This window comes from Maritimibacter sp. 55A14 (genome assembly GCF_003122205.1).
Taxonomy (GTDB): Bacteria; Pseudomonadota; Alphaproteobacteria; order Rhodobacterales; family Rhodobacteraceae; genus QEYE01.
Genome location: NZ_QEYE01000007.1, coordinates 99431 through 125497 on the forward strand (window position 1 = coordinate 99431; position 26067 = coordinate 125497).

Here is a 26067-nt window from a genome sequence, read left to right on the forward strand (position 1 = left end):
CGGTTCATGGCAGCCGGGGCGGCTCCGGGCCGTCGGCGAAACGCGCCTTGAGCAGGCATTCCTCATATTCCGAGCGCGCATCCGAATCGTAAACGACGCCACCGCCGACATTGAAGGTCGCTTCGCCGTCTGCATGCAGGGTGATGGTGCGGATCGCCACGTTGAACCGCATCACGCCTGAGGGGGCGATCATGCCGATGGACCCGCAATAGATGTCGCGCGGTCTGTCCTCCAGCGCGCGGAGGATCTGCATGGCCTTGAGTTTCGGCGCGCCGGTGATCGAACCGCAGGGAAAGAGCGCCGCGAAGATGTCGGCGATCGTGACGCCGCTTGCCAGTCTTGCCCGCACGCGGCTGACCATCTGGTGCAGCGTCGGATAGGTTTCGACCCGAAAGAGATCCGGCACACCGAGCGAGCCCAACTCGCAGATGCGCGAAATGTCGTTGCGCAGGAGGTCGACGATCATCAGGTTTTCCGCCTGGTTCTTCGCGTCGTTGCGCAGGAAATCCGCCAGTTCGGCATCCTCTTGGGGAGTTTCGCCGCGGCGGATCGTCCCCTTCATCGGGTGCGTCTCGATCCAGCGGGCCTCATCCACCTCGAAGAACAATTCGGGCGAACGCGACAGGATGACGGGCCCGCCCAGATCGACGAGCGCGGCGTAGCGGACCGGCTGGCGGGCGGTCATCGCGTCGAAGAGCGCCGCGGGCGCGCCATGCCATCGCGCCGAGATCGGAAAGGTCAGGTTCGCCTGGTAGCAATCGCCGGCGCACAGATGCCGGTGCACGCGCTCGAAGCGCGGCGCGTAGTCCTCGAACGACCAGTCCGGGCGGATATCCGTTAGCGCGGCACCGGTCCCTTGCGCGGGCGAAACCTGCCGCTCTTGCGGGCCATCGAATACGCCCATCAAGACCAGCGGCACGCGGTGTCCGTCCGGCATGTCATCGCGCAACTTCGGCTCAAGGGCAAAACCGGCCTCGTAGCTCAGGTAACCCGCGCACCATTTGCCTGCCGCCCGTGCGCTTTCAAGCCGGTCAATCGCCCCGGCCACGTCCCCGGCATCGTCGGCGCGTATCACCTCGCGCGGGTCTGAGAACATCAGTTCGCGGCCGTCGATGTCGTCGCGCAACAGGATGCTTGGCATGTGCCGTGGCATGTTCTTCTTCCAGTCCGAGGCGTGGGGCGTTCCGGATTGCGGGCAACTTTGTCCAGTAGCCATTCGCTCGGCATCGCGAAAGGCCCGATGTGCAGGACCGGGCCATTTTGCGTGCGCGATCCGGACAAGCGCGGGACCCTGCCGCATCGGAACGCTGTTCTGCCCCGCAATTCACCAGTTCGCAATTGCAGAAATCTGTGCAAAGAATTTCCGGGCAAAGCCTGACCCAAGGGAAGGAGACGCCTTGAGCGAAACGGCAGGAACCGGATCTCTCGCGCCGCCGGACATTATTGCCCGCAACGGGGGTGTCGGACGATGACGGACGCGGCGCCCCGCCCGCCCCTGCGGATTATGCAGATGGGCACGCAATTCGGCATGGGCGGCATCACCCGGCACGTGCTGGGGCTGCGCGACTGGATGCGCGCCGCGGGCCACGAGGTGACACTGGCGGGCACGGCAGATGTGTGGGCCGGGCCGGAGAGTGAGCCGAACTTCCTGCCGCTGCCCACCCGCTTCGTGGCGGGCGATGGCGGCGGCATCGCCGCGCGATTGGGGCACACGGCGCGCGCCGCGCTGATCCTGCGGCGCTGGCTGGCGGCGCATCCGGTCGATCTGATCCATTGCCACGAATCGGCCCCGGCGCTGGTCGCGCAACTGGCGCGGGCGGGGCGGGGCATTCCGTTGGCCGTCACCTATCACGGCTCCGAGCCGGAGCGGATCGCGGCCTTCGGGCGGATTGCGCGGCGCTGCGATCTGGTGATCACGCCCAGCCATCGGTCCGCTGAAGACCTGGCGACCGTGGGCGGCGTGCCGCGTGACCGGCTGAAGGTGATCGGGCTGGGCGTCTCGCCCCCGCCCGAGGACAGCGCCGAGGATGTCGCGGCCCTGCGGGCGGAGCTTCTGGGCGACGGCGAGCGGGTGATCGTGACGTTGGCACGGCTGATGCACCAGAAGGGGATCGACATCCTGATCGACAGCGTGGCGCGGATGCGGCAGACCCATCCGGGCTATCGCTTCGTGGTGGCGGGCGACGGCCCGGACGAGGAGCGGCTGAAGGCGATGGCGCGCGAGCGGGGGCTTGGCGCGCATCTGAATTTTGTCGGCCGGACCGGGCGGCCGCATCGCTATCTGCGCGCCGCCGACCTCTTCCTGCTCACCTCCCGCTGGGAGGCGCTGCCCTTCACCATCGCCGAGGCGTTCCAGGCCGGCACCCCCGCCGTGGCCACCGCCTGTTCGGGCGTGGTGGAACTGATCGACGAGAGCGTGGGCGCGGTGGTCCCCATCGGCGATATCGACGCGATCTGCGCCGCCGTGGCCGACGTTCTGGGCGACGAGCCGCGGCGGCAGCGCATGGCCGAAGCCGCGCTGGTGCGCAGCCGCGAGGACCGGTTCGATCCCGACTGGGTTCATCGGCAGTTCGAGAAGACCTATTTCGAGCTCGCCCGGCCCGCGGTGGGAGGGGCCGAGCGCGCGTCCTGAAGCGGGGGCGAGAGGCTGGACCGAAGCGGTGGTGATGGCCTTTGCGGAAAGGATCGACCTTGCCTCGCGCGGAATCAAGGCCGCAGGCCGCCGCGCGATCGCCGGACCGCCCCGACGGGCTGGCGATGTGGTGACGCTTGCGCGAAGCCTCGATCTTGTTCGGAAGTGACAGGGATAAAGCGCCCTACTCAGACGCCGGATCGCCATCCCGCGGTCTAGCAATCGCGCGGCTCATCTCCGAACTGGGGCGACCTGCGGCGCTACGGCCGCTTGGTGATGTAGCCCCAGACCTCGCCCAGGGTCCAGGCGGTGGTCAGCAGCATCACATAGGGCAGCGCCTTGAGATAGCGGCCCCCGCGGCCCTTGCTCTTCTGGATGCGGTAATGGCGCAGCCACAGCACCGGCGGGATCAGCGGCCCGGCGGCGATCAGCGCCAGGCGCTTGCCGGTGCTCTGGTTGCGCACCCGAATTTCGCCGAAGAGCCGGCCCCAATCGAACCGTTCGGGCAGCAACTCGCGGAATGTGGTTTTCGGGCGGCGGTGATGGACCACGACCTCGTTGGAGAGCAGCAGCTCCTCGCCCCGGTCGATCAGGTACCAGTGCACGATGGGCTCGTGGTAGCGGTCCTTCCACAAGTGTTTTGTCTCGTCGAGCGCCTTGCGGCTGTAGGTCAGGTTCACATCCGACACCCAGTCGGCCGGGCCGGTCTCGAACGGGCGGCCGTAGCGGCCGAAATCGGTGACGTAGAAGGCCCAGTTGAGCGTGCTCACCGGCTCCATGCATTCGATGGCGCCGCCGATCACGTTGCGCCCGGTTTCGGCATAGAGCCGCACGATGGTCCGCGCCCAATCGCCCTGCGGCAGGCCGCGATCCTCCAGGATGCCGATGATGTCGCCCTTGGCGGCGGCCAGCCCGGCAGACCGGCGGCGATCGTAAAGCTCGTGCTTGCCGGCCTCCGAGGTGATCGCGCGGATCGGGGTGATGGTGCCCAGATCGAGGAAGTTCACCTCCGGGTAAGCTTCGGCATATTGTGCGACATCGGCCACGCTGGCGTCATAGGGGACGATCACGTCGAGCGGCGGCGGGTCCTGAAAGGAGTGCACGGCCTCCAGGAAGTCGCGCACATAGGTGCCGCCCTGCACGATGGTCAGGACAATGGACAATGTGGGGTCTTTGCTCATCGGTCATCCCCGTTTCTGGCCGGTGCGCGCAGCGGCATCAGACGATCATGTCCCCGAGATTCTCCAGCTCCACCGGCTGCCCGGTACGGCTGCTTTCGGGCACGGCGGTGGCGATCTCGATGGCGCGCAACCCGGCATGGCCGTCGGCGCAGCGCACCCCGCGTTGGCCGCGCACCAGTTTCAGGAAGTCCTCCAGCTCGCCCGCGAAGGACAGCAGCGCGGTTGACTTCCAGCTTCGCAGCTTCTCGCGCAGCATGATCTCGGGATAGAAGTTGCGCAGCTTGGAGGGTTTGCCGCCGGGCTTGTCGAGCGTGATCAGCAGGGTCTGCATCGGCGCGTAGGCGCCGCGCACCATGCCGTGGCTGCCATAGACCTCGACCGCGCTCTTGTAGCCTTTCCAGTCGGTCCAGGAGGCCTGGTAGATCGCCGGGATACCGTCGGGGTTCTTGAAGATCGCCACGGCGTTGTCCTCGGACCCCTCGACATTCCACACCCGGTTGCTGCTGACGCCGTAGACGCTGGTGATCTCGCCCAGGATGTGGCGGGCCATGTCGGTCATGTGGATGCCCACATCCCAGAGCGCGCCACCCCCCGAATACTGCGCCTGGTATTCCCAGTCATGGGTGAAATGGCCCAGCCCGTCATGGCCGCCATAGACCCGGACATGGTCGATCGCGCCGATCTGGCCGGAGCTCACCACATCCTTCACATAGGCGAAGGATGGGTAGTAGCGCATGTTGAACCCGGCGCCCAGCATCCGGCCCGCGGATTTCGCGGCCTCCAAGATGCGCTGGCCGCCTTCGACCGTCGGTGCGAGAGGCTTTTCGGTGAGCACGTGAAGCCCGCGCTCGAACGCGGCCAGGCAGAGTGGTTCGCGCACATGGGCCGGGGTGGAGATCACCACCGCGTCCATCTCCACGCCGAAGAACCGGTCGAGATCGGTGAAGGCGGGTGCGTCATGGGCGACGGCGACGGCCTTGTGCATCTCCATGTCCAGCACCGCGGCCAGCGTGGTCGCGGGATTGTCGACAATCGTCTGCACGCGCATCTGGCCGATCTTCCCGGCCGCGCCGATCACGCCGATCTTCATTACGCCCCTCGCTCAAACTCGTTTGGCACCGCAAGTTCAAGCGCGTGCCGGAATTCGGATCAATCAAATTTTGCTGCAATGCGGAATAGCATGCGCGGATGCACTGGGCTAGGCTCGGCTGCGCAACGGTCTGTTGACAGGTGCGGATGATGCGCACAAGGCACGAATTACAGGGGTGACATGCAACGCGAAGATGTCAAGCCATTGGACGGAAAGGCGGTTTTCGTCACCGGCGCGACCGGGTTCATCGGCCGCGCGCTGGTCGAGGCGCTGCTGGCAGCGGGCGCGCGGGTGACGGTCCTGCTGCGCAGCCGCCACGGCGCGCGCGCGCTCGGCGATCAAGGGGTGCGCGTGCTGACCGGCGGGCTTGGCGACGGCGCTGCGCTGGCCCGCGGGCTGGCCGGGCAGGCGGTGCTCTTTCACCTGGCCTATGACGTGCGCGCCTCGGGCGACAGCAACCTGGAAGCCTTTGAAACCCTTTATTCCCAAGCGGTTGACGCCGGGGTGGGGCGGATCGTCCATGCCAGTTCCATCGTCGTCTACGATGGCTGGCCCGATGCCGACCTGACCGAGGAAAGCCCGATTTCGCGCCCCGGCGGCGGTCCCTACCGCGCCGCCAAGATGGCGATGGAACGCCGGTTGATCGACGGCCCGCTGCCCGCTGCGATCCTGCAACCGACGCTGGTCTACGGTCCGGGCAGCGCGCTCTGGACCGACGGGCTGGCCGATGCGCTGGCGGCCGGAACGGTCGTGCTGCCCGAGCCGGAGGGGCGCTGCAATGCGGTCTTCGTGGGCGACGTGGTGCAGGCGATGCTGCGCGCCGCGATGCTGGACGATCCGGGGCGCGAGCGGTTCATTGTCTCCGGGCGGGAAACGGTCGCCTGGTCCGACTTGCTGGGAGGCTACGCGGCGATCATCGGCGCGGGCGGCCTGCGCCATGTCCCGCTGACCGATCTGGAGGCGCGGCTGGGCCCGGAACCGGATGAGGCGCCACCCGCCGGCCCCTCCGTCGCGGCGCGGATCGGCGCCTGGGGCCGGCACCTGCTGGGGCGCGAGCGGTTCGAATCGCTGGTCCGCCGCCTGCGCCGGCGGGCAGGCGGGGGCGAGACCTGGCCCGACCGGCACATGCTTACGCTTTACTCCGCGCAGGGGCATTGCAGCATCGCCCGCGCACAGGCGCGGCTCGGCTACGCCCCCGATTTCACGCTGGAAGCCGGGCTCGCGGCCACGGCCCCCTATCTTAAGGCGCGCCATGGCAAGGGGTGAAGGTGGAGTCCATATCGGCGTCGATGCGAGTTCGTGGGAGAACGAGCGCGGTTTCGGGCGGTTCACCCGCAACCTGATCGCCGCGCTTGCCGCGCGCGACAGCGGCTTCCGCTACAGCCTGCTCTTCGACCAGCCGCCCACGCGGCCGGTGCCCGGCGGGGTGGATGTGGTCGTCGCGGGCTCCGGCCGGTCGATGTCGGAAGCCTCCAGCGGCGCGGCGGCGCGCGGCGGGGCGGACTTGCTGACGATGATGCGTTCTGCCCGCGGGATGGATTGCGACCTCTTCTTCTACCCGGCGGTCTATTCCTATTTCCCGCTCCCGGCGCGGCGGCCCAGCGTCGTCTGCTATCACGACACGATCCCGGAACGCTTCCCCGACCTGATCTTTCCCCGGCGGCTGAATTTCCGGCTCTGGCAGGCGAAATGCTGGCTGGCGAAGATGCAGGCGACGCGGGTAATGACCATATCGGAGGCTTCCGCGACCGATCTGACGCGCATCCTGCGCATTCCGCGCAGCCGGATCGACACGATCACCGAGGGCGGGGACGCGGCCTTTCACCCGATCGGGGACACGGAAAGGCTGGCGGCGGTGCGTGCCCGCCACGCGATCCCCGAGGGCGCGCCGCTGCTGGTCTATCTGGGCGGCTTCAACCGGCACAAGAACGTGCTGCGCCTGATCGAAGCGATGCCGGCGATCCTCGACCATGTGCCGGGGCTGCGGCTGGCCATCGTCGGGCGCACCGCCGGCGCGCGCTTCTGGGACAATGTGGAGGAGTTGCAGGCCAGCGCGGCGGCGGATGCGCGGCGCTCCGGCAGCATCGTCTTCACCGGCGAGATCGACGACGCAGAACTGGCGGAGCTTCTGAACACCGCCGACGCGCTGGTTTTCCCGTCGCTCTGGGAAGGCTTCGGCCTGCCCGCGCTGGAGGCGATGTCCTGCGGCACGCCGGTCCTGTCGTCGGACCGCGGCAGCCTGCCGGAAGTGGTGGGCGATGGCGGGCTCTATTTCGACCCGCTCTCGGTCGAGGATCTGGCCGCGCAGGCGGTCCGCCTGCTGACCGAACCGGGCCTGCAGGCCGACCTGGCCGGAAAGGCGCTGGCGCGCAGCGCGCAATTCGGCTGGGACAAGGGCGCGGCGCTGGCCGAGGAGAGTTTCCGCAGCGCGCTGGGGCGGACGCTATGACGCGGCGGACGCGGTCGGACAATCGGGATGCGTCCGCACGTTCCTGATCCCGCCGCCCGGTGCGCCGGCCATGTGACAGCCGCCGGAAGGCTGGCCTTCGCGCCAGTGCAGCCTTATAGATTCGCCAGGCTTGGGGACAGTGTCCCCGCCAGCAGCCGCGGCGTGGCGGGCATCAGGGAGACCGTGACATGAGGGTTGGCGACACCCATTACCGTTCGATCTGGCACGACGCCGACGCCGACGAGGTGCGCATCATCGACCAGCGCTGGCTGCCGCACGAGTTCCGCGTCGTCACGCTGCGCAGGCTGGAGGACTTCGCCACCGCGATCCGCGACATGTGGGTGCGCGGCGCGCCGCTGATCGGCGCGACGGCGGCCTATGGCATCGCCGAGCAGATGCGCCGCGACCCCGGCGACACGGCGCTGGAGAACGCCTGGCAGGTGCTGCACGCGACCCGTCCGACGGCGATCAACCTGCGTTGGGCGCTCGACGCGATGCGCGAGTTGCTGCGTCCGCTGGACCCCGCTTCGCGCGCCGAGGCGGCGTTCCCGCGCGCCGCCGCGATCTGCGACGAGGATGTGGAGAACAACCGCAGGATCGGGCAGCACGGGCTGGAGATCATGCGCGGGATCGCCGCCGGCAAGCCTATCGGCGAACCGGTGCGGGTGCTGACCCATTGCAATGCCGGCTGGCTGGCCACGGTGGACTGGGGCACCGCGACCTCGCCCATCTATCACGCGATGGAGGCCGGCATCCCGGTGCATGTCTTCGTCGATGAGACGCGCCCGCGCGGGCAGGGCGCGCTGCTCACCGCCTGGGAGATGGCCGGGCACGGCGTGCCGCATGACCTTGTGGTGGACAATGCCGGCGGGCATCTGATGCAGCGCGGCGAGATCGACATGGTGATTGTCGGCACCGACCGGACCACCGCCGCCGGGGACGTGTGCAACAAGATCGGAACCTATCTGAAAGCGCTGGCGGCGCAGGACAACGGCGTGCCCTTCTACGTCGCGCTGCCCTCGCCCACGGTGGACTGGACGGTGACAGACGGCCTGTCCGAGATCCCGATCGAGGAGCGCGACGGCCGCGAGGTGACGCATGTGCCCGGCAAGCTCGCCGATGGCAGCCGCGCCGAGGTGCAGATATCGCCCGACGCGACCCCGACGCGCAACCCGGCCTTCGACGTGACCCCGGCGCGTCTGGTGACCGGGCTGATCACCGAACGCGGCGTGTGCCCGGCCTCGGCTTCGGGGCTGGCGGCGCTGTTTCCCGAACACGCCCGGAAATGAAAACCACCAAGGCAGGCAGCATGAAATTCGAGAACCAGTGGGATGACGCAGCGGCGGCGCACTGCATGGCGCAGGCGGGCGACGATCCGGCGGACCGGCAGCTCGCGCTCAGGGTCTATACCTCGCGCCTGATCGGACAGAACCCCGATCTTGTCATGCATGGCGGCGGCAACACCTCGGTCAAGCTCACGCGCCGCGACCTCTACGGCAACGAGGTCCGGGTTCTGCATGTCAAGGGTTCGGGCTGGGATCTGGGCGATATCGAGGCGCCGGGCCTGCCGGGCGTCCTGCTGGACCCGCTGCTGGAACTGCGCGCGCTCGACGCGCTCAGCGACGAGGAAATGGTCAACCAGCAACGCCGCAACCTGCTCGACAGCAGCGCGCCCAACCCGTCCGTCGAGACGCTGCTGCACGCCAACCTGCCGCATGTCTTCGTCGATCACACCCATGCCACCCCGTTCCTGGCGCTGGCCAACCTGCCGGACTTGGACGCAGCGCTGCGCGAGATATTCGGCGACCGCCTGGCGGTGGTGCCTTACATCCTGCCGGGCTTCGGGCTGGCCAAGGCTGCGGCGGAGGTGTTCGAGACCAATCCGCAGGTCGAGGGCCTGTTGCTGAAGAACCATGGCCATTTCGCCTTCGGGGCCACCGCCCGCGAGAGCTATGACCGGATCATCGCGCATACCAATGAGGTCTGCGACTGGCTCGCCCGGCGCCGGGGGCCGCTGAAACCGGCCGCGGCGGTGGCACGCGGGCCTGAGCCGCAGGAGATCCTGCCGGTGCTGCGCGGCCTCGTCGGCGATGTCATGGCGGCGCATCAGAGCAACCCGGACGCAGCCATGCCGGTGCTCGACCTGCGCGACGGAGCGGAGGTACGGGACTTCCTGGCCAGCCGGGATCTGGCCGACCTGTCGCGGCGCGGGGTCGCCACGCCCGATCACGTGCTGCGCACCAAGCGTTTCCCGCTGCTGCTGACCCGCGACGTCCTGGCCAGCGGGCGTGCGGCACTCGCGGGTGCGGTTGAGACCTTCTTGCAGGACTACCGGGCCTATTTCGACCGCAACGCACCGCGTTTCGGCGGCGCAAAGACGCTGGTCTCGCCGCATCCTTGCGTGGCCTGGATGGAGGGTCTCGGCCTGGCCGGGATCGGGGCGACCGCCAAGGCCGCCTCCGCCGCCGCCGACCTGGCCGAACAGACGCTGGAGGTGATGCGGGAGGGCGAGGCGGCGGGCGGCTTCCGGCCCATCGGCGAGGCCGACACGTTCGACGCCGAATATTGGTCGCTCGAACAGGCCAAGCTGGGCAAGGGTGTGCCGCCGGTCCTGACCGGGCGCGTGGTGCTGATCACCGGCGGGGCGGGGGCCATCGGCCGGGCCTGTGCCGCTGCCTTCGCCGCACAGGGCGCGCAGGTCTTTCTGGTGGACCGCGAGGCCGCGGCGCTCGATGAGGCGTTGGCGGCGCTCGGCCCGTGGCATGGCGGCGCGGCGATGGACATCACCGAACCCGGCGCGGCGGCCGAGGCGCTGGCGCGCTGCGTGCGGCGCTTCGGCGGGATCGACATCCTGCTGTCGAATGCCGGTGCGGCAACTTCCGGGGACATGGCTGGGCTCGACGAGGCGGTGCTGCGCCAGAGTTTCGAGTTGAACTTCTTCGCCCACAACGCCTTTGCCCGCGCCGCGACAGGGGTGATGCGCGCCCAGGGCCGGGGCGGCCAGATCCTGTTCAACATCTCCAAGCAGGCGGTGAATCCGGGCCGCAATTTCGGTGCTTACGGTCTGCCCAAGGCGGCGACCTTCTTTCTGCTGCGGCAGCTTGCGCTGGAACTCGGCCCCGACGGAATCCGCGTCAACGGCGTCAATGCCGACCGCATCCGCTCGGGCCTGTTGACCGGCGATTTCATCGCCGAGCGGGCGGAGGCACGCGGGACCGATCCCGACAGCTACATGGCCGGCAATCTGCTAGGCCGCGAGGTCGAGGCGCGGCATGTCGCCAAGGCGTTCACCGACCTTGCAACCAGCGAGCGGACGACCGGCCACGTGATGACCGTCGATGGCGGCAATATCGAGGCGGCGCTGCGCTGAGCCGCGCCCGGCGTCACTTGAGCTTCTGGAGCGTGAGGCCCATCTCGTAGCGCCGGTGCCGGTCGGCCGCGTGCCACGACGTTATTTTTCCAACACCTCAACGCCACGTTCCAGACTATTCGCCTCCGCCAGCGTTCGGTGCAACGCCCGCGCCTCCTCCGCCAGCGCGGCGTCGTGGTCGGGCACCTCGCGCGGGGCGATCTCGCGCATCTCGGAAGGTGCGCGCGGCTCCAGCCCCAGCCGGTCCATGAGGCGCGTCCAGATCTCCGGATCGCGGCTCATCTCCTCATGGGGCAGGATGACGATATTTTCGCGGTCCGCCGCAGTGTCGCGCAGATGCTCATGGGCACGCAGCCAGACCGTGAGCCAGTAATCGAGACTGTCCGGGTTGCCAGTCGGCCCGCCGCCGAAAAGATAGGGCCGGTGCGTTGCGCCGAACTCGTGATGGCCGAGCCATGTCATGTAGTTGCGGGTGAAGGCGTCGGCCCCCAGGAACCGCCGGTGCTGCGCCAGCAGGCTGCCGGCGTGTTGCAGCGGATCGCGCAGCGGCACCAGGAAATGCGCGTCGGGCCAGGCATCGGCCAGCGCGGCCAGCCGCAGCAGGGTGTTGTTGTTCTTCGTGAGGTAGCGCGCGCGGCCGGTGCGCCGCAGGATCAGCCGGATGTAATCGGCGTAACCGGCGATGGCGGCGGCGCCTGGTTCGTGCGGGCGCAGGCCGTCGGGCCGGATATAGTCGATGTCGCAGACGACACGCCAATAGACTTCGTCGAGCGCCTCGGGGCTCTCCTCATTGACCGCGATGCCGTCGCCATGCGCGCGTTCCTTCAACTCCGACCCGCCGCCACCGCGCGACAGCCGCGCCCAGAGATTGGGCGCCAGCACGAAAGGCATGTCGGCATAGGTGAGCGAGCCGAAGACGCCGGTGGCGTGCAACTCGCGCATCAGGATCGTGGTGCCCGCGCGCGCCAGCCCGGTGACGAAAACATGGCCGCCGGGCTCGAAGGGCGGCGCGGATTTCAGGAAGGCGGCGCGCTCGATATCGTGGAGCATCTCCGGCAGGACCGGCACGCCGAGCGCCAGCCGGTGCAGCACCCGGTCGAGCGTGGAATAGTCAGACACGATCGCCCGGCCAGGGCCGCATCACTCCGCGGCCTCGTCCGCTTCGGTCTTGGCCTCGCCGCGCCTTTTGCGCAACATGCGCTTGATCGGGTAGTAGAGCACCGCGAAGACGGCCAGGAAGATCGACCCGACCACGCCGAGAACGGCCGCGATCGCCCCGGCGCCCAGCCCCGGCCCGATATAGGCCAGCGCGGCGGTCGGGCTGAAAACCAACGCCCCGATCAGTGAAATTGCGGCAGCACGTTTCTGAAACACGCCAGATCTCCCAACCATTGAACCGATTCGCCACCCTCTGCCCAAAGGTTACCGGCTTGCGCTGAACCGGTAAACTGACCGTGAGGATTTCCAAGTCCGCGTTGCCGGATTATGCACAATGCGCCCCCAATGCGCCAACCTGCGCAGGATCGGGCGCCAGTCGAGATACGCGCGAGGCTGGTGGCACTTGCACAATTCGCGCATTCGGCGAGTGCCCGCAAAGATTTGACATGAATGCGAATACTGGCAAGTTGTTGTATACTCTCAAAGCAGCAGACGGAGTAAGCGGTGGATCAGGTGTTCAAGAAATTCAGGGATAACATCTTCCTGCTCTGGCTGGTTCTGGCGGTTCCGTTGCTGTGGCTCGCCTACGAGCATCTGTTCAATGACATGCGCCGCGGCATGATCTTCTACTGGACCGGCGTCTTCGCGGTGTGGTTCCTGCTGATGGGTCTTGCCGTCACCCCGGTGCAGCGCCTGTTCCGCGGCCGGGCCTGGCCGCGCTGGTTTCTGAAGCGCAGGCGTTATATCGGCGTCGCCGCCTTCGGTTACACCACCATACACACCTATATCTGGCTCATGCAGGAACCTTTGCGGGGGGTCCTCCTGAGTTTCACCGAACCGCTGGTGCTCTTCGGCTGGATCGGTCTGTTCATTTTTGCGGTAATGGCCGCGACGTCCAACGACTGGTCGGTGCGCCGTTTGGGCCCCGGCTGGAAAACCCTTCAGCGGTGGGTCTATCTGGCCGCTCCGCTGACCCTTCTGCATTGGTTCATGGCCGAGAAATACCGGGCCGAAACCGTCATCATCTATGGCGGTCTGTTCCTGATTATCGTTCTGCTGCGGCTTGTCATCCGGCGCACGCCCGCGCGTAGCGCTTGAGAATCCGGAGTCGGTTCCGGCGGCCCGAATGCGTACCGCGCCCTGAATGCCTGCCCACACAGGCCCTGTGAGCGAGGAATACCCATGCCGGTGCAAGAGACACGAGGCGATCATTTCCTGCCAGCCTTGCAGGGCCTTCTGCATCGCAGGCGGGCGGCCTGCGCCGCGATGGCCGCGCTGGTCGGTCTTTCGGTACTGGTGCTGGCCGCGCAACAGATGCTTGGCGGGACCACGCGCGGCCTCGCCTGCTGGTGGCTGGCCGTCGTGGGTCTGGCGTTCATCGTGCTGGGCGCGCTGCACTGGCGCGGTGCGTTCGCGACGGGGGTTCTGACCGCCGCGCTGATGATCGGCGGCGCGTCGCAGCTCTATGTCACGCAACCGCTCTGGTATCCGGAGCTTTTTCTGCCGCCGCGCTCGGGAATGGAGACGGTTATGTTCGGCATCGCCGTGGCGCAGGGCGTCCTTGCGGCAGGGGTTCTGGCCGCCAATGTAGCCTGGTCCGGCCTGCGTCGCTTTCTGTCCACGTTCGGAGTCCTGCCGGTCCTGCTCTTCCTCGTGCTGAGCTGCGCCTTCACGGTGTCCCTGTTGGACTATCTGCGGCTCGACAATCTTCTGCGCTTTCGGCTGCAACTGGCCGCCGGCGGCGGGCTTGGCCTGATCAACCTGCTAACCATCGCGGCCATCGCCGTGACCGCGCCGGATGGGGTCCGGCTGCCGCGCGGGCGGGGTGCCGTATGGCTGCTGACCGCGTTCTCCTTCGTTGCCACGCTCCTTCTCGCCTGGTTCGCGTTCGAGAGGGTCATGCACGTGCAGGACGAACTGGCCTATCTTTTCCAGGCGCGCAGCTATGCCGGTGGCGTGCTCGAGCTTCCGGCCCTGCCCGAGGCCGCGCGGGCGGCTTTCGAGCATTACCTGCTCGACACGCATGAGGGGCGCTGGATTTCGGTCTTCACCCCCGGCTGGCCCGCGGTGCTGGCACTCGGCGTGCTGGCCGGCGCGCCCTGGCTCGTCAACCCGGTGCTGGGGGCGTTGTCGATCCCGCTCGCGCATGACCTGATGCGGCGCACCGCCGGAGAGCGTACCGCGATGATCGGCACGCTGCTGCTTGCAACTTCGCCCTGGCTGATCGCGATGTCGGCCACGCTGATGTCGCACAGTCTGGCTCTCTTTCTCATGCTGGGGGCCTGGTGGCTTCTGTTGCGGTCGGAAGAGACGCAAGGCGTGCGTGCCCATGCCCTGATCCTCGCGGCCGGGCTTGCCCTGGGCTGGCTCTTTCTGACGCGCAACCTCGACGGGCTGCTCATCGGCGTTCTGACCGGCGCCTTTTTGCTCTTCCACACGGATCTGCGCAGGCAACTGCCGCGCGCGATCAGCTACAGCCTGGGCTGCATCGCGACGGGCGGCTTGATCTTTGCCTACAACCTTCATTTTACCGGGGACGCCCTGCGCACCACCTTGTCGGATTACTACATCCGCACCTGGCAGGGCGGGTCGAACGCCTTCGGCTTCGGCGGCGGCATTGGCGCCCCGGAAGGTTGGGGCCATATGGAGCTTCTGCCGCTCGACCATTCGCCCTGGGAGGGATTCGTCAACACGCTCAACAACATCTCGGCGCTGCACACCGATTTCATGGGCTGGGGGATCGGATCGCTGGCGCTGGTCTGGGCGCTCCTGATCTGGGGGCGCAAGACGCGCGCCGACTGGGCGATGGCGCTGGTCGTCGTCACCATTGCCGTGGCCCACGCCTTCTACTGGTTCGCCGCCAGCTATTATGTCGGCCCGCGCTACTGGTTCCTGGTGATCGCGCCGCTGGCCTATCTCTCCGCGCGCGGGTTCCAGGTGCTCCGCTCCCGGCTGGACGCGGAAGGTGTTGCCGGCGGCGCGCGCGGGCTCAACACCGCGCTCCTGGTGCTGTGCCTTTTTTCGGTGACCGTCTTCCTCAGCTACCGGGGCGTGACGCGTTACCACGATCACCGCGCCTATGACGATCATTACAGGCATCTCGCCCTGCCACAGACGGAAGGCACCGCGGCCCCGCTGATCCTGTTCAAGGCGACACGGCAGGCATCCTCGGCGCTCTTCTTCAACGATCCGTGGTTTCCAGCGGACAAGCCTGTCTTCGCCCAGGATCTCGGCCCCGAGAGCAACCGCGCGGTCATCGCCGCCTTCCCCGAACGGCCCGTGCTCTACTACGACGAGGCGACCGGGCGCTTCACCCGTCGATGATGGCTGTAACGAACGGCCGAAACGTCCTAGAACGGACAGCAACGGAGGGCGGGCAAGGATGACGCGGCGCGGATGACCTGGGTTCTGACAATCGTGATAACCGTCCTGCTGGTCGAACTGCTGCTGCGGCTGCCGCTGCTGGCGGAGGCGCGGGCGGTGGCCGCGACCGCGCGGCGCGCGGCGCATGTCGTGGGCGCGCGCGGGATATCCGATCACTGGAAGGAAAAGGCCGTGCCCGCCTATGCCGGGCGTATGCTGCGTGCCAGCCTGATGCTTCTGGTCTGGCTTGGCCTGATCGGGCTGGCGGGCACTGTCCTGACACTCCTCGCCGACAGGCTGGCGCCGGGCACGTCCGGTACGCTGCTGAGCGGCGGAGGGCTGGCGCTCTCGCTCATCGCCGCTACCGCCCATGTCCTGCTACGGCAGCGCCTTGTCCGCGGCTGATTGCCCACCCGCGACGTGCATGGCCTTGCCGTCGCCGGCGCGGCGGGCCAAGGCTGGGGCATGAGTACGCAGAAGGATAACGACGCGCCCCGGTCGCGCTGGTCGGCCTGGCTGGCGCATCCCGCGCCGGTGGTGGCCTTCTTCGTGATCCTGCCCTGCCTGGTCGAACTGACGCTCATCGCGGCCGATCACGGGCTTATCGGCTCGCGGCTCTGGCGCAGCCTGGCCTATCAGAACGGCGCCTTCTGGCAGGGGCTGCTGGGCAACTGGCAGCCGAACTATGCCGCGCAGCCGGTGCTGATGTTCTTCACCTATCCGTTCCTGCATGCCGGACTGGTGCATCTGGGCGGCAACATGCTGGTGCTGCTGATCCTGGGCCGGGTCGTGGTCCGGCAGGTCGGGCAGGCGCGCTTTGTGCTGCTCTATGTCCTCTCGGGCATCGGCGGCGGGCTGGGGCTGGCGCTGCTCAGCGACAGCGTGCATCCGATGGTCGGTGCCTCGGGCGCGCTTTTCGGGCTGGTCGGCGCCTGGAAGCACCGGGACTGGAGCACCCGGACCCGCCGCGGGCTGACCCGCTGGCCGGTCATTTTCGACCTGATCGGGCTGGTGATCCTGAACGCCGTCTTCTGGGTGCTGGAGGACGGATTGCTCGCCTGGGAGACGCATCTGGGCGGCTTCGTCACGGGATGGTTGTTCAGCCTGGGGTGGCAAGGAATCGCCCGATCAGTAGATTCGCCATGATCCTGCCCAACTTCTGCGCGAATCGGTGATGATCGTTCACTGTATGGAAACAGAGCTGTGGATAAGCGCTTTTCGTTGCCGCAAAACATCGCACCGCCCGGATTTCGCCATGTTTGTTAATGGAATCCCTTGCGGATTCACGGGTCCGTGATACCTTGGAAATCCGAGGGTGGACCGCTTCGTGCTTGTTTGGGTTCGTCCTGTACAATTCAAGAGGGGTCTGAGTAATGAAACTAATGAAACTGGCTGGTGTGGCTCTCGCAGCATCGCTGGCATTTGCTCCGGTCGCCGCGAAAGCCGCCGTCGTGAACATCACCGACGACATCACGGATGCGGTCGCGACCAATGTCTCGATCACCAATCAGAGCGACATTTTCATCTACGATGCGTCGCTTCAGAATGTGGTCTCCGGTCAACAGGCGATTTTCACGTTCTCCAACGACACTGGCAGTAACCTGACCCTCGGCGCGGGTCTGCCTGCCACGGTGAACCCGACCGGGTCCTTCCCGGGCGGCACCCTGTCGTGGAGCGGCGGGACGAGTGTCGCGCTGGAAGGTGGTCAGACCAACACGGTGCTGACAGCCGGATCGACGGGCACGCTGACCGTCTTCTTCGGTGATCAGGTCGGAAGCTTGGCCAATGTTGATGTGATCGTGTCGCAGGTTCCGTTGCCCGCGGGTGGCCTCCTCCTGCTGACCGCGCTCGGCGGCATCGGGCTGGCACGGCGCCGCCGCAAGGCCGCGTAACGCCATACCGGCAATCAAGATCTGGAAAGGGGCCGTTCGCGGCCCCTTTCTTTGTTGTGGGCAACGCCCGCCCCTTCAGATCGGCAGGCCGAGAGACTGGCGCAGCATCCAGACCATCCGCAGGCATCTGAGCCGCACCAGCGTCGCGACCGCCCGCAGATATTCGCCCGGCGTGTCCAGCTTGCCGCTGAGCAGCACCTTGGGCGTATGCGCCACGGCGCTGGCCGGCATGGCCAGCCCGCGCAATCCCCAGCGCAGCCGCCGCCCCGGCGATGTCCCGTTGAGTTGGAAGCCCTCGCGCGTCATGCGCTGCCATTTCACCCGCAGCGCGGGCCAGTCCTGGCGCGAGGGATGGGTGACGCGCAGCCGGTCCTCGTAGACCAGGCTGTAACCGCGGGCCACCGCGCGCATGGTCCATTCGCGATCTTCCGAGACGCCGTTGACGAAGCCGCCGATCGCGTCGAAGACATCGCGGCGCGTCACCAGATTGCCAGCGCCGGAAAACCCCTGCACCTCGATATAGCGGCGGAAATTGAAGGCGAAGATGGCCTCGAACGCTTCGGCGCCGGACCGCGGTGGCGGGGTCTCGTCGAATACGTCCACCCGGCCCCCGACCAGGTCGGCGCGGTCCGCCACCTCCCGCGCAACGCTCAGCCAATCATGGTCCGGGACGCAATCCGCGTCGATGAAACAGAGCAGCGGCGCCGTCGTCTCCCGCACGCCGCGATTGCGCGCGGCGGCGGCGCCCTTTTCCGCCTCCACCAGGAAGCGGACGGCGGGGAAGCGCGCGCGCAGATCGTCGAGCGGTTGGGTGGAGCCGTTGTCCACGACCACGATCTCGGCGTCTGTCGTGTCGTTGCGCAGCAGCGCGTCGAGGCAGCGGCCAAGGCGGGTGACGTCGTTGTAATGCGGGATGATGACCGCGGCGTCGGGCCGGCCCTCAGTAATAGCCGTATTCATAGCCGTGGGCCCCGCTCGTGTACCGGCACTTGTTCAACACGATGCCCATCACGTTCGTAAGCTCGGCAAGCTGGCGTTCCGCCACGTCGATCTCGTCCATCGTGGTCTGTTCCGCGGCGGCGATCAGCAGCGCGCAGTCCACGTTCTTGAGGAACCCGTGGCTGTCGTCGCTGGCCATCAGCGGCGGCGTATCGAAGAACACGAAATCCGGCTCGTAGGTATCCTCGATCTCCGACAGGACCTCGTCCGCCTGTCGGCTTTGCAGAATCTCCGACGGATTGCTGACCTCACTGCAGTTCAGCCCGAAAATCACGTTATGGCCATGCCGCAAAGCATGCGCCTGGAACGAGACCCGCCGCGTGAGCACGTCGCCCATGCTGTTCTGACAGCGCTGTGCGAGGATGCGCGCCAGCCCCATGCGGCGCAGGTCGAAATCCAGCACCATGGTGCGCTTGTCCTCCTGGCGTCCGAAGCTGAAGCCCAGATTGGCGGCCGTCGTGCTCTTGCCGCAGGCGCTGTGTGGTGAGACCAGCGCGATGCGCCGCCAGCCGCGTACCCTGGCCTGCTGCGCGATCTTGGTGCGCAGCATGTCATAGGGTGCGGCTTCCGGGCCACCCTGCAAGGACACCAGACGGTTCTGGATCATTTCCTTTTCGTTGATATGCAGCGGCGCCAGCACCTTCCAGACCTCAGGCATTTCCACTGGCGTGGCCTGTTTCTCGCGGGGCGGCTCCGGCTTGGCGGGCTCCACCGCCGACGGCTTCGAGCCGTCGCCGAAGGGCCGCGTTTCGGGTCCGGGCGCCCCTGCCTGTTCGCGTTTGGCGCGGGCCTTTTCCAGTGCCATCTGAAGCCTGTCCATTATGACACCTCCCTCATGAGATCCTGCATCACCAGCGCATGCCCAACTTGTCCATGACCCGATCCGCGATCAGATCAAGCGGTTGATAATAGGTATGAACGGCCCACACCGCAGCCGGTATGCCCACCAGGATCACGGCAACCAGAAGCAGCCGCCGGATGCGGCGCACCATCACCTCGCTTCGGGTCTGGACATAGGGGATCGTGGCGATCGGCCAGACCTCCAGCTTGTTGATCAGATCCTCGGGCCGGCGCGGCGTGCGGTTGAGGAATTCCAGCAGCAGCACCAGCGCCAGACCCAGCAGAATTCCGAAGGCGGTGCCGCCGCCGGCGATCAGCATCCGGTTGGGCTTGGTCGGTGCGCTGGGCACGGCAGGCTGTTCGACGACGGAAATGCGCTGCCCGCGCGACATGACCTCGATCCGCTCCCCGGTGGAGGCCGCCGAGAGCCGCGCGACGGCGGTGTTGTACTGCGCCTGGATGTTGTCGTAGTCGCGTTGCAGATCGTCCAGCGTCACGGCGTTCGCCGGCGTCCGCTGGATCGAATCGGTCAGCTTCGCGATCCGCTCTTCCAGCGTCTTCTTCTGGTCCTTGAGCGTGATGAGCTGAGCGTCGAGCTGCGCAAGCTGGATGTCGAGCGCGGAATTGCCTGTCTGCGTGTTCGACTGCGTCGGCTGCGCGGCCTGCTGGGCGGCCACGGATTCCTCCAGGCTGGCGATCCGCGCCCTGAGCAGCTTGATGCGCGGGTTGGTCTCCGAATAAACCACCAGGTCGTTGTTGAGCTGCGCGCGAAGCTGCTGGAGCTGTTGCTCCGCCGGGCTGAGATTCTGGTTGGCCGTGCCGACGACCTGGCCGGTGGAATTGTAGACCTCCATCAGCTTCTCGCGCTGGCTCTCCAGCGAGAAAATCTGCCGGTCGATCTGTTCCAGATTGGTCTGGAGCGCCGCCTGCTGCGTTTCGCGGAACGGCAGGCTCGCCGGCAGCGCGTCGGAGTTGTTTTGCTTGAAGGTCAGGATCGCGGCGCTGCGCTTTTCCAGCGCGTCGCTCAGCCGATCGACCTCCTGCTCGAAAAATTCCAGCGTCTGGATGGCGCGGCCCTTGCGGTATTCCACGTCCTCCTGCTGGATCTCGGTGAGATACTCGTTGAGCACCCCGGCCGCGTTCTGCGCGGAGATCGCCTCGAAGGAGATCTGCATCAGCGTCGCCTGGCCGCGGCCCGCGCTGGTGCGGATCTGGGTGCGTGCGCGCATCCCGTCCACGATCTGATCGGGGTTCATGCGGTCCTGGTCGGGCATGACCTTCAGACGGTTCGCAATGTCCAGCAGGTTGGGCCGCGTCAGCAGGCGCTGCTCGACGATCTGCAACTGTTCCAGCGCCGGGGTCGCGACCGTGCTGGGCGCCAGGTTGGTCGGGATCTGCGGCGATTCCACGATCAGCCGCATCTGCGAGACATAGGCTGGCGGCAGGGTCTTCGCGACGATCACCGACACGGCGGAGACCACCGTGGCGACGGCCAGGAAATAGGGCAGCCGCCGGATGAAAATCGACAGGTAAAACCGGATGTTGTCCATCTACTCGGTAGTCTCCTGTTCAAGCGATTGGCCGCCGAAGAAAACGCCGTCGTCTATGACCGACTGGACGACATATTCGGTGACGACCTTCGTTTCGGCGCTCCAGGCATAGAGCATTGAAAAATCGCACAACTGGTTTGTCAGCCGCGGCACGCCCCTGGTGGTCTTGTGGATGAGCGTGCAGGCATCGGCGTCGAATTCGTCCCCCGTGCCGCCGGCTTTCTGGAGCCGGTGCCGGATATAGCCGCGCAGCGTTTCCAAGTTCATCCGCTCCAGATGGAAGCTGGCCGCGACGCGCTGTGTCAACTGGCGAAGCTCGGGCTTGAGGATCAGATCCCGCAACTCCGGCTGGCCGACAAGGATGAGTTGCAGCACTTCATCCTTGTTGGCATTGATATTTGTCAGCATCCGGAGCTCTTCAAGCCCTTCCAGCGACAGGTTCTGTGCCTCGTCGAAGATCAGCACGACGCGGCGGCCCTCGGCGTATTCGCTGACCAGGTAATCCTGCAATGTCTGGAACATCTGCACATAGCTCGCGCCCCGCTCTATCGGCACGGAGAGCGCGTTGAGCACCCATTGCAGCAATTCCCCGCGCCCGCCCTGGGCGTTGGAGACCAGCCCGACGGTGACCGACGGTTCCATCTGGCGCAGCAGGAATTGCAGCAGCGTCGTCTTTCCTGCCCCGATCTCGCCGGTCAGGATGGTGATCGGCGCCCGCGACAGAATGCCGAATTCCAGGATCGAATAGCCGCGCTTGTGCTGCGCCGACCAGAACAGGAAGTCAGGGTCAGGCAGCAGAGTGAAGGGCCTCTGGTCGAGACCGAAGAAATCCACGTAGAACCCTGTCAAGGCCATATCCCGCAATGCGCCTTCCACCTTTTAAAACCCACCCCGCAAACCATGAGGCCCCTCGCACGCACGGGTCCGGCCCGCACGTCCCCCAATACTAACCGGCGCGCTGAAACAGCCCGCCAAGGTTGCGCCGGAATCAGGTGATCTTGCAAGCGCAGCATCCCTTTCGTCCCATAATATGCAGCGATTCTAGGAGACTTCGAGACAATTCAAAGGCAGAGTCGAGATTGTACCGATGTCTCCAACGAATCGCCCGGCCGCCGCCCCCTCTGCGCCGCCCGGTTGTGACACGGTATCAGCTTTCAAATTTCCGAAAACTTGCGACTCACGGACGCATCACAGTATCATCACGGAACAGTGAGCCGGTTAACATGGGTACTGTTGCCGTCTTCGGGACAATCTTTGGCGAATGCGCCAGTCACATTCTGCTGAATCTTCCCGACTTCCGTCCCAACTTTGCCACATTCCTGGGCGCAAAGGTCGATTTTTATTGTGTATTTTCAAGAAACAGTGTTTGTTTCCAATATGTTACACGAATTTCACGATTGTGGCGAAATCCAAATAGCGTTTGAGTTTCATCCGTTCTTTGTTAATGATTGTTAGAGGGTAGAGCGGTGGTCTTCAGCGTCCGGGACAGGGACGGATCACATAAGTGTTATGAGTATGCTGCTGTCGAGGGGAACCACAGTGACGTTGCACCTTAAGAATATTGCCAACGAAGATGTTGGCGTACCCTCTGCCTTTGGTTTCACCGCCGCGACCAGGCGGTCCGCCACATTCTACGAACAATATGGCAAGCGTCTCTTCGATCTGTGCTTCGTGCTGCTCTCCGCGCCGATCGTCCTTCCGCTGACGCTGATCCTGGCGCTCGCTGTCCTGCGCGACGGCGCGGCGCCGTTCTACTGGCAGAAGCGACTGGGCCGGAACGGCAAGACCTTCAAGCTGCTCAAGCTGCGCACGATGGTCCCGGATGCCGACAAGATCTTCCAGGAATACCTGGACGCCAATCCCGAAGCCCGGCGCGAATGGGACCTGACGCAGAAGCTCAAGAACGACCCGCGCGTGACGCTGGTCGGCCGGCTGCTGCGCAAGACCTCCATGGACGAGCTGCCGCAATTCTGGAATGTCCTGCGCGGCGAGATGTCCCTTGTCGGGCCGCGCCCGATGATGGTGGACCAGGCGCCGCTCTATCCCGGCAAGGCTTATTACAAGATCCGCCCCGGCATCACCGGACTGTGGCAGGTCAAGGACCGCAACAACACGTCCTTCATGGCGCGCGCCGGTTACGACACGCAGTATTATCGCGCCATTTCCCTCATTTCCGATTGCGCTATCCTGCTGAGAACGATTCTCGTGGTGGTTCGCGGCACGGGATATTGAGCCCAACCGCCGGCAGCACCCGCGCGGCAGCGGCTCGCGGTAAATCGGACTGGTGGAACATGACCCGGATGACAAAACTGGCGGCGACGCTCAAGCGGCTTCTTCTGGTTACGGCTCTGATGCTGGGTGTGGGACTGCTCAGTGCCTGTGAATCGGCGGAAGAGCGCGCCGAGAAACATTTCCAGACCGGCATGGCCCTGCTGGAAGAGGGCGATGTCGAGCGCGCGCTCGTCGAATTCCGCAATGTCTTCAAGCTGAACGGCCAGCACAAGGAGGCCCGCCTGGCCTATGCCCGCGTCGAACGCGAACGCGGCAATGTGCAGGAAGCCTACAGCCAGTATCTGCGCCTGGTCGAACAGTATCCCGACAACCTGGAGGGTCGCCGCGCCCTGGCTCAGATGGCCCTGCGCACCGGCAACTGGGAAGAGGTGGAACGCCACGGAAAGGCCGCCGCCGAGATCGACCCGGACGACACGCTGGTGCAGTCGATCAACAACACCGCCGCCTATTTCCGCGCCGCGCGCGACCGCGACGCCAAGGGCCGCGCCGCCGGCGCCGAGAAGGCGCTGGTCTTGCTGGAAGACAATCCGGGCTTGTACAGCGCCTGGCAGGTGCGCATCGACGACGCGATCCGCGCCGAGGACTGGACCCGCGCGCTGACGGATATCGACGCCGCCTTCGCCAATGTCGAGGGCGGGGAGCGCGAAAGCCTCTATTCCCTGCGGCTGGGGGTCCTGCAGGAACTGGGCGACGTCGCGGCGATCGAGGCGCAGCTCGAGGAAATGCTCGTGGAGTTTCCCGACGATCCGGGGGTCAAGCAACTCCTGGTGCGGGTCTATGTCTCGCAGGACAAGATCGACGATGCCGAGGCATTCCTGCGCAGCGAGGCCGACCCGGAGGCCGAGGACACCGCCCCGGTCGAGCAATTGCTGAGCTTTCTGGAAACGTTCCGCGGGCGCGAGGCCGCGATTGGCGAGCTGGACATGATCATCGCAGGCGGCGGACCGAACGAGCCGCTTTTCCGGGCGTTGCGCGCCAAGCTGAATTTCAATGCCGGCAACGAGCAGGACGCCATCGCCGAGATGGAGGCGATCCTGGAGGGCGCCGAGCGCACGCAAACCACCCGCCAGATCGAGGTGGACCTGGCGCGGATGCTCTTTCGCAGCGGCAACGCCGTGGGCGCGCGTGCGCTGGTGGAACAGGTCCTGGCGGAGGATCGCAGCAATGTCGGTGCGATCAAGCTCAAGGCGCATTGGCTGATCGAGGACGACAAGACGGGCGACGCGATCATCCTGCTGCGCACCGGGCTGGGGCAGGCGCCGCGCGACCCCGAGCTTTTGACGCTGATGGCGCGCGCGCATGAACGCGACGGCAACCGCCGCCTGATGGGCGAGATGCTGGCGCTGGCTGTCGAAGCGTCCCGCAACGCGCCCGACACCTCGCTGCGCTACGCCGCGCATCTGGTGCAGGAGGAAAGCTATCTCACCGCCGAGGGGGTGCTGATCGACGCACTGCGGCTGGCGCCCGCGAACACTGACCTGCTGGCCGCACTCGGCAATGTCTATATCGAGATGCAGGACTGGGGCCGGATCGATTCGGTTGTCTCGTCGCTCGAAGGCATCGGCTCAGCCGAGGCCAATGTGATCTCGAAGGAACTGACGGCGCGCCGCCTGGCCGCACAGAACCGGACGGAGGAGCTGACCGATTTCCTCGACGAGCTGTCGCGCGACCCGGAACTGGGCTCCGGCGCCGGGATCGCGCTGATCCGTACGCTCCTGGCGCGGGGCGATGTGGAAGGTGCGCTGACCCGCGTCGAGTCGCTGCTCGCGGACGATCCGGGCAATGCCGGGCTGCGCTTCGTGCGGGCCTTCGCGCTCTCGGTCGATGGCCAGACCGAGGCCGCCGACGAGGTCTACCAAAACCTGAACGACGAGTTCCCGGAGAACGAACAGTTCTGGATGGCGCGCTACCGCCTCCACACCGCCGAGGGCAACCCGGACCGGGCGCAGAAGGTGCTTCAGGACGGCCTCACCCGCCTGCCCAAAAGCCTGAACCTGCAATGGGCGCTGGCGGGCGAATTGCAGAAGGTGGGCGACATCGAGGGTGCCATCGCCGTTTATGAACAGCTCTATGAGCAGAACAGCAATTCCGCGGTGATCGCCAACAACCTGGCCAGCCTGCTCTCGACCCATCGCGACGAGCCGGAGGCGCTGGAACGCGCCTATCTCATCGCCAAGCGCCTGCGCGGCTCGGACGTGCCGCAATTCCAGGACACGTTCGGGTGGATCGCGCACCGGATGGGCGATAACGACGCCGCGCTCAACCACCTGCTGCCGGCCAGCGAGGGCATGCCCGGCGACCCGGCGGTGCGCTACCACCTGGCGCGGACCTACGCCGCGCTGGAACAGGACGCCGCGGCGCTGGAAACCTATCGAAAGGTGATTGAGTTGGTCGATCCGGCCAACCCGCCCGAATTCATGGCCGAGGTCGAGGCGGAGGTCGCCCGGCTCAGCGCACCCGCCGAGGGCGCCACGGCCACCGAATAAGGCCCGGAACCTCCATCCGGGTGCCGAAAATACGCTGCAAATCTGCCGCAGTGATGATGTTTTGTGTCGGCGACGGATTGGTGCAGAATGGGAAACAGGGTACGAAGGGAGTAACGAAATGGAAAAACTGCAAGCGCGAGCAATGATCAGGTTTCTCTTGAGCTTCCTTATGGCTTCGGTGCTGGCGACCAGCGCCATGGCCCAGAGTGGCTACCAGATCAAACCGGGGGACGCTCTTCAGATCGAAGTGCTGGAAGACCCCAACCTCAACCGCAGGGTTCTGATCCTGCCCGATGGCAGTTTCAGCTTTCCGCTGGTGGGCACGGTGCAGGCGGGCGGCCGTTCGGTCGATGCCGTCCGTGCGGCGCTGACCTCGGGGTTGGCGCCCAATTTCGCGACCGCGCCGACGGTCTTCGTCTCGGTCGCGGCCTTGGCGCCGCCGCCGCTGACCGCGTTTGGCACTGTCGCCACGGGACCGACCATCGACGCCTATATCATGGGTGAGGTCGGGGCGCCGGGCAAATTGCTGGTAACGCCCGGCACGACAATCCTTCAGATCCTGGCCGAGGCCGGCGGTCTGACACAATTCGCAGCCTCCAAGCGCATCGAATTGCGCAGGGCTGACCCGGATACGGGTGTGATGAAAAAATATCTTTTCAATTATCGGGGCACGGGACGGGGCAAGAGCATCAAAGGAAGTACGGAACTTCAGCCCGGAGATGTCGTCGTCGTACCGCAGCGCCGTTTGTTCGAATAAGGAGAGCA

The 26067-nt window shown here is 66.2% G+C and carries 22 protein-coding genes; 13 read left to right on the plus strand and 9 right to left on the minus strand.

The window, feature by feature from the left end; translation table 11 throughout:
* Positions 1-4: 4 nt before the first annotated feature.
* Positions 5-1153, minus strand: a complete 1149-nt coding sequence (locus tag DDZ14_RS07710; protein WP_109424380.1) for an aminodeoxychorismate synthase component I — start codon at positions 1151-1153, stop codon at positions 5-7.
* A 357-nt stretch (positions 1154-1510) separates the two neighbouring features.
* Between DDZ14_RS07710 and DDZ14_RS07715 the strand changes: the two genes are divergently transcribed.
* Positions 1511-2632 (plus strand): glycosyltransferase family 4 protein, encoded by a 1122-nt coding sequence (locus tag DDZ14_RS07715; RefSeq protein WP_158275485.1) that lies wholly within the window; start codon positions 1511-1513, stop codon positions 2630-2632.
* Between the two features lie 260 nt (positions 2633-2892).
* Here the strand turns inward: DDZ14_RS07715 and DDZ14_RS07720 are convergent, their stop codons facing one another.
* Positions 2893-3813 (minus strand): hypothetical protein, encoded by a 921-nt coding sequence (locus DDZ14_RS07720; RefSeq protein ID WP_109424382.1) that lies wholly within the window; start codon positions 3811-3813, stop codon positions 2893-2895.
* Positions 3814-3850: 37 nt separating this feature from the next.
* A complete protein-coding gene (locus DDZ14_RS07725; protein ID WP_109424383.1) occupies positions 3851-4903 on the minus strand; it encodes a Gfo/Idh/MocA family protein in 1053 nt (350 codons plus the stop codon).
* Positions 4904-5083: 180 nt separating this feature from the next.
* Between DDZ14_RS07725 and DDZ14_RS07730 the strand changes: the two genes are divergently transcribed.
* The 4 genes from DDZ14_RS07730 (at position 5084) to DDZ14_RS07745 (ending at position 10722) form a co-directional block, all read left to right on the plus strand.
* A complete protein-coding gene (locus DDZ14_RS07730) occupies positions 5084-6169 on the plus strand; it encodes an NAD(P)-dependent oxidoreductase (RefSeq protein ID WP_109424384.1) in 1086 nt (361 codons plus the stop codon).
* A complete protein-coding gene (locus DDZ14_RS07735) occupies positions 6156-7352 on the plus strand; it encodes a glycosyltransferase family 1 protein (RefSeq protein WP_158275486.1) in 1197 nt (398 codons plus the stop codon). Before DDZ14_RS07730 ends, DDZ14_RS07735 begins: the two co-directional genes overlap by 14 nt.
* Before the next feature lie 188 nt (positions 7353-7540).
* Positions 7541-8641 (plus strand): S-methyl-5-thioribose-1-phosphate isomerase, encoded by a 1101-nt coding sequence (gene mtnA, locus DDZ14_RS07740; protein ID WP_109424386.1) that lies wholly within the window; start codon positions 7541-7543, stop codon positions 8639-8641.
* 20 nt (positions 8642-8661) lie between these two features.
* The gene (locus DDZ14_RS07745; RefSeq protein ID WP_109424447.1) at positions 8662-10722 is read left to right on the plus strand and encodes a bifunctional aldolase/short-chain dehydrogenase; all 2061 of its coding nucleotides are present in this window, start codon (positions 8662-8664) and stop codon (positions 10720-10722) included.
* An 81-nt stretch (positions 10723-10803) separates the two neighbouring features.
* Here DDZ14_RS07745 and DDZ14_RS07750 read toward each other — a convergent pair whose 3' ends face one another.
* Positions 10804-11841 (minus strand): sulfotransferase, encoded by a 1038-nt coding sequence (locus DDZ14_RS07750; protein ID WP_109424387.1) that lies wholly within the window; start codon positions 11839-11841, stop codon positions 10804-10806.
* 21 nt (positions 11842-11862) lie between these two features.
* Positions 11863-12096 (minus strand): hypothetical protein, encoded by a 234-nt coding sequence (locus DDZ14_RS07755; RefSeq protein ID WP_233252520.1) that lies wholly within the window; start codon positions 12094-12096, stop codon positions 11863-11865.
* Between the two features lie 288 nt (positions 12097-12384).
* Between DDZ14_RS07755 and DDZ14_RS07760 the strand changes: the two genes are divergently transcribed.
* The 5 genes from DDZ14_RS07760 to DDZ14_RS07780 all read left to right on the plus strand — a co-directional run bounded on the left by DDZ14_RS07760 (position 12385) and on the right by DDZ14_RS07780 (position 17135).
* The gene (locus tag DDZ14_RS07760; protein ID WP_109424389.1) at positions 12385-12978 is read left to right on the plus strand and encodes a sulfite oxidase heme-binding subunit YedZ; all 594 of its coding nucleotides are present in this window, start codon (positions 12385-12387) and stop codon (positions 12976-12978) included.
* A gap of 84 nt (positions 12979-13062) precedes the next feature.
* Complete coding sequence (locus DDZ14_RS07765; protein ID WP_109424390.1) at positions 13063-15204, plus strand: glycosyltransferase family 39 protein; 2142 nt, start codon at positions 13063-13065, stop codon at positions 15202-15204.
* Between the two features lie 72 nt (positions 15205-15276).
* Positions 15277-15648: a hypothetical protein gene (locus tag DDZ14_RS07770; RefSeq protein ID WP_109424391.1), complete on the plus strand. Its 372-nt coding sequence runs from the start codon at positions 15277-15279 to the stop codon at positions 15646-15648.
* 60 nt (positions 15649-15708) lie between these two features.
* Positions 15709-16389: a rhomboid family intramembrane serine protease gene (locus DDZ14_RS07775; protein ID WP_109424448.1), complete on the plus strand. Its 681-nt coding sequence runs from the start codon at positions 15709-15711 to the stop codon at positions 16387-16389.
* 227 nt (positions 16390-16616) lie between these two features.
* The gene (locus DDZ14_RS07780) at positions 16617-17135 is read left to right on the plus strand and encodes a VPLPA-CTERM sorting domain-containing protein (RefSeq protein ID WP_109424392.1); all 519 of its coding nucleotides are present in this window, start codon (positions 16617-16619) and stop codon (positions 17133-17135) included.
* A gap of 75 nt (positions 17136-17210) precedes the next feature.
* Here the strand turns inward: DDZ14_RS07780 and DDZ14_RS07785 are convergent, their stop codons facing one another.
* Genes DDZ14_RS07785 through DDZ14_RS07800 form a run of 4 tightly spaced genes read right to left on the minus strand, consistent with a single transcriptional unit; the run spans position 17211 to position 21379 of the window.
* Positions 17211-18095: a glycosyltransferase family 2 protein gene (locus tag DDZ14_RS07785; protein WP_109424393.1), complete on the minus strand. Its 885-nt coding sequence runs from the start codon at positions 18093-18095 to the stop codon at positions 17211-17213.
* On the minus strand, positions 18076-18954 hold the full coding sequence (locus DDZ14_RS07790) for a CpsD/CapB family tyrosine-protein kinase (RefSeq protein WP_109424394.1): 879 nt from the start codon (positions 18952-18954) through the stop codon (positions 18076-18078). Before DDZ14_RS07790 ends, DDZ14_RS07785 begins: the two co-directional genes overlap by 20 nt.
* Before the next feature lie 28 nt (positions 18955-18982).
* Positions 18983-20524 carry a lipopolysaccharide biosynthesis gene (locus DDZ14_RS07795; protein WP_109424395.1) on the minus strand — a complete coding sequence of 514 codons (1542 nt, stop codon included), beginning with the start codon at positions 20522-20524 and terminating at the stop codon, positions 18983-18985.
* On the minus strand, positions 20525-21379 hold the full coding sequence (locus tag DDZ14_RS07800; protein WP_109424396.1) for an ExeA family protein: 855 nt from the start codon (positions 21377-21379) through the stop codon (positions 20525-20527).
* A gap of 684 nt (positions 21380-22063) precedes the next feature.
* Here DDZ14_RS07800 and DDZ14_RS07805 point away from each other — a divergent pair.
* From DDZ14_RS07805 to DDZ14_RS07815, 3 genes are all read left to right on the plus strand, one after another.
* Positions 22064-22756: a sugar transferase gene (locus DDZ14_RS07805; RefSeq protein WP_233252521.1), complete on the plus strand. Its 693-nt coding sequence runs from the start codon at positions 22064-22066 to the stop codon at positions 22754-22756.
* Positions 22757-22815: 59 nt separating this feature from the next.
* A complete protein-coding gene (locus DDZ14_RS07810; RefSeq protein ID WP_109424398.1) occupies positions 22816-25302 on the plus strand; it encodes a tetratricopeptide repeat protein in 2487 nt (828 codons plus the stop codon).
* A gap of 61 nt (positions 25303-25363) precedes the next feature.
* Positions 25364-26059, plus strand: a complete 696-nt coding sequence (locus tag DDZ14_RS07815) for a polysaccharide biosynthesis/export family protein (RefSeq protein ID WP_233252522.1) — start codon at positions 25364-25366, stop codon at positions 26057-26059.
* The last annotated feature ends 8 nt before the right edge of the window (positions 26060-26067 follow it).

Excerpts from the sequence above, each read along its gene's own strand:
- DDZ14_RS07710 (WP_109424380.1), bottom strand. The coding sequence starts at position 1,153 with ATGCCACGGCACATGCCAAGCATCCTGTTGCGCGACGACATCGACGGC.
- DDZ14_RS07715 (WP_158275485.1), top strand. The coding sequence starts at position 1,511 with ATGGGCACGCAATTCGGCATGGGCGGCATCACCCGGCACGTGCTGGGG.
- DDZ14_RS07720 (WP_109424382.1), bottom strand. The coding sequence starts at position 3,813 with ATGAGCAAAGACCCCACATTGTCCATTGTCCTGACCATCGTGCAGGGC.
- DDZ14_RS07725 (WP_109424383.1), bottom strand. The coding sequence starts at position 4,903 with ATGAAGATCGGCGTGATCGGCGCGGCCGGGAAGATCGGCCAGATGCGC.
- DDZ14_RS07730 (WP_109424384.1), top strand. The coding sequence starts at position 5,084 with ATGCAACGCGAAGATGTCAAGCCATTGGACGGAAAGGCGGTTTTCGTC.
- DDZ14_RS07735 (WP_158275486.1), top strand. The coding sequence starts at position 6,156 with ATGGCAAGGGGTGAAGGTGGAGTCCATATCGGCGTCGATGCGAGTTCG.
- mtnA (WP_109424386.1), top strand. The coding sequence starts at position 7,541 with ATGAGGGTTGGCGACACCCATTACCGTTCGATCTGGCACGACGCCGAC.
- DDZ14_RS07745 (WP_109424447.1), top strand. The coding sequence starts at position 8,662 with ATGAAATTCGAGAACCAGTGGGATGACGCAGCGGCGGCGCACTGCATG.
- DDZ14_RS07765 (WP_109424390.1), top strand. The coding sequence starts at position 13,063 with ATGCCGGTGCAAGAGACACGAGGCGATCATTTCCTGCCAGCCTTGCAG.
- DDZ14_RS07770 (WP_109424391.1), top strand. The coding sequence starts at position 15,277 with ATGACCTGGGTTCTGACAATCGTGATAACCGTCCTGCTGGTCGAACTG.
- DDZ14_RS07775 (WP_109424448.1), top strand. The coding sequence starts at position 15,709 with ATGAGTACGCAGAAGGATAACGACGCGCCCCGGTCGCGCTGGTCGGCC.
- DDZ14_RS07780 (WP_109424392.1), top strand. The coding sequence starts at position 16,617 with ATGAAACTAATGAAACTGGCTGGTGTGGCTCTCGCAGCATCGCTGGCA.
- DDZ14_RS07785 (WP_109424393.1), bottom strand. The coding sequence starts at position 18,095 with ATGAATACGGCTATTACTGAGGGCCGGCCCGACGCCGCGGTCATCATC.
- DDZ14_RS07790 (WP_109424394.1), bottom strand. The coding sequence starts at position 18,954 with ATGGACAGGCTTCAGATGGCACTGGAAAAGGCCCGCGCCAAACGCGAA.
- DDZ14_RS07795 (WP_109424395.1), bottom strand. The coding sequence starts at position 20,524 with ATGGACAACATCCGGTTTTACCTGTCGATTTTCATCCGGCGGCTGCCC.
- DDZ14_RS07800 (WP_109424396.1), bottom strand. The coding sequence starts at position 21,379 with ATGGCCTTGACAGGGTTCTACGTGGATTTCTTCGGTCTCGACCAGAGG.
- DDZ14_RS07810 (WP_109424398.1), top strand. The coding sequence starts at position 22,816 with ATGACCCGGATGACAAAACTGGCGGCGACGCTCAAGCGGCTTCTTCTG.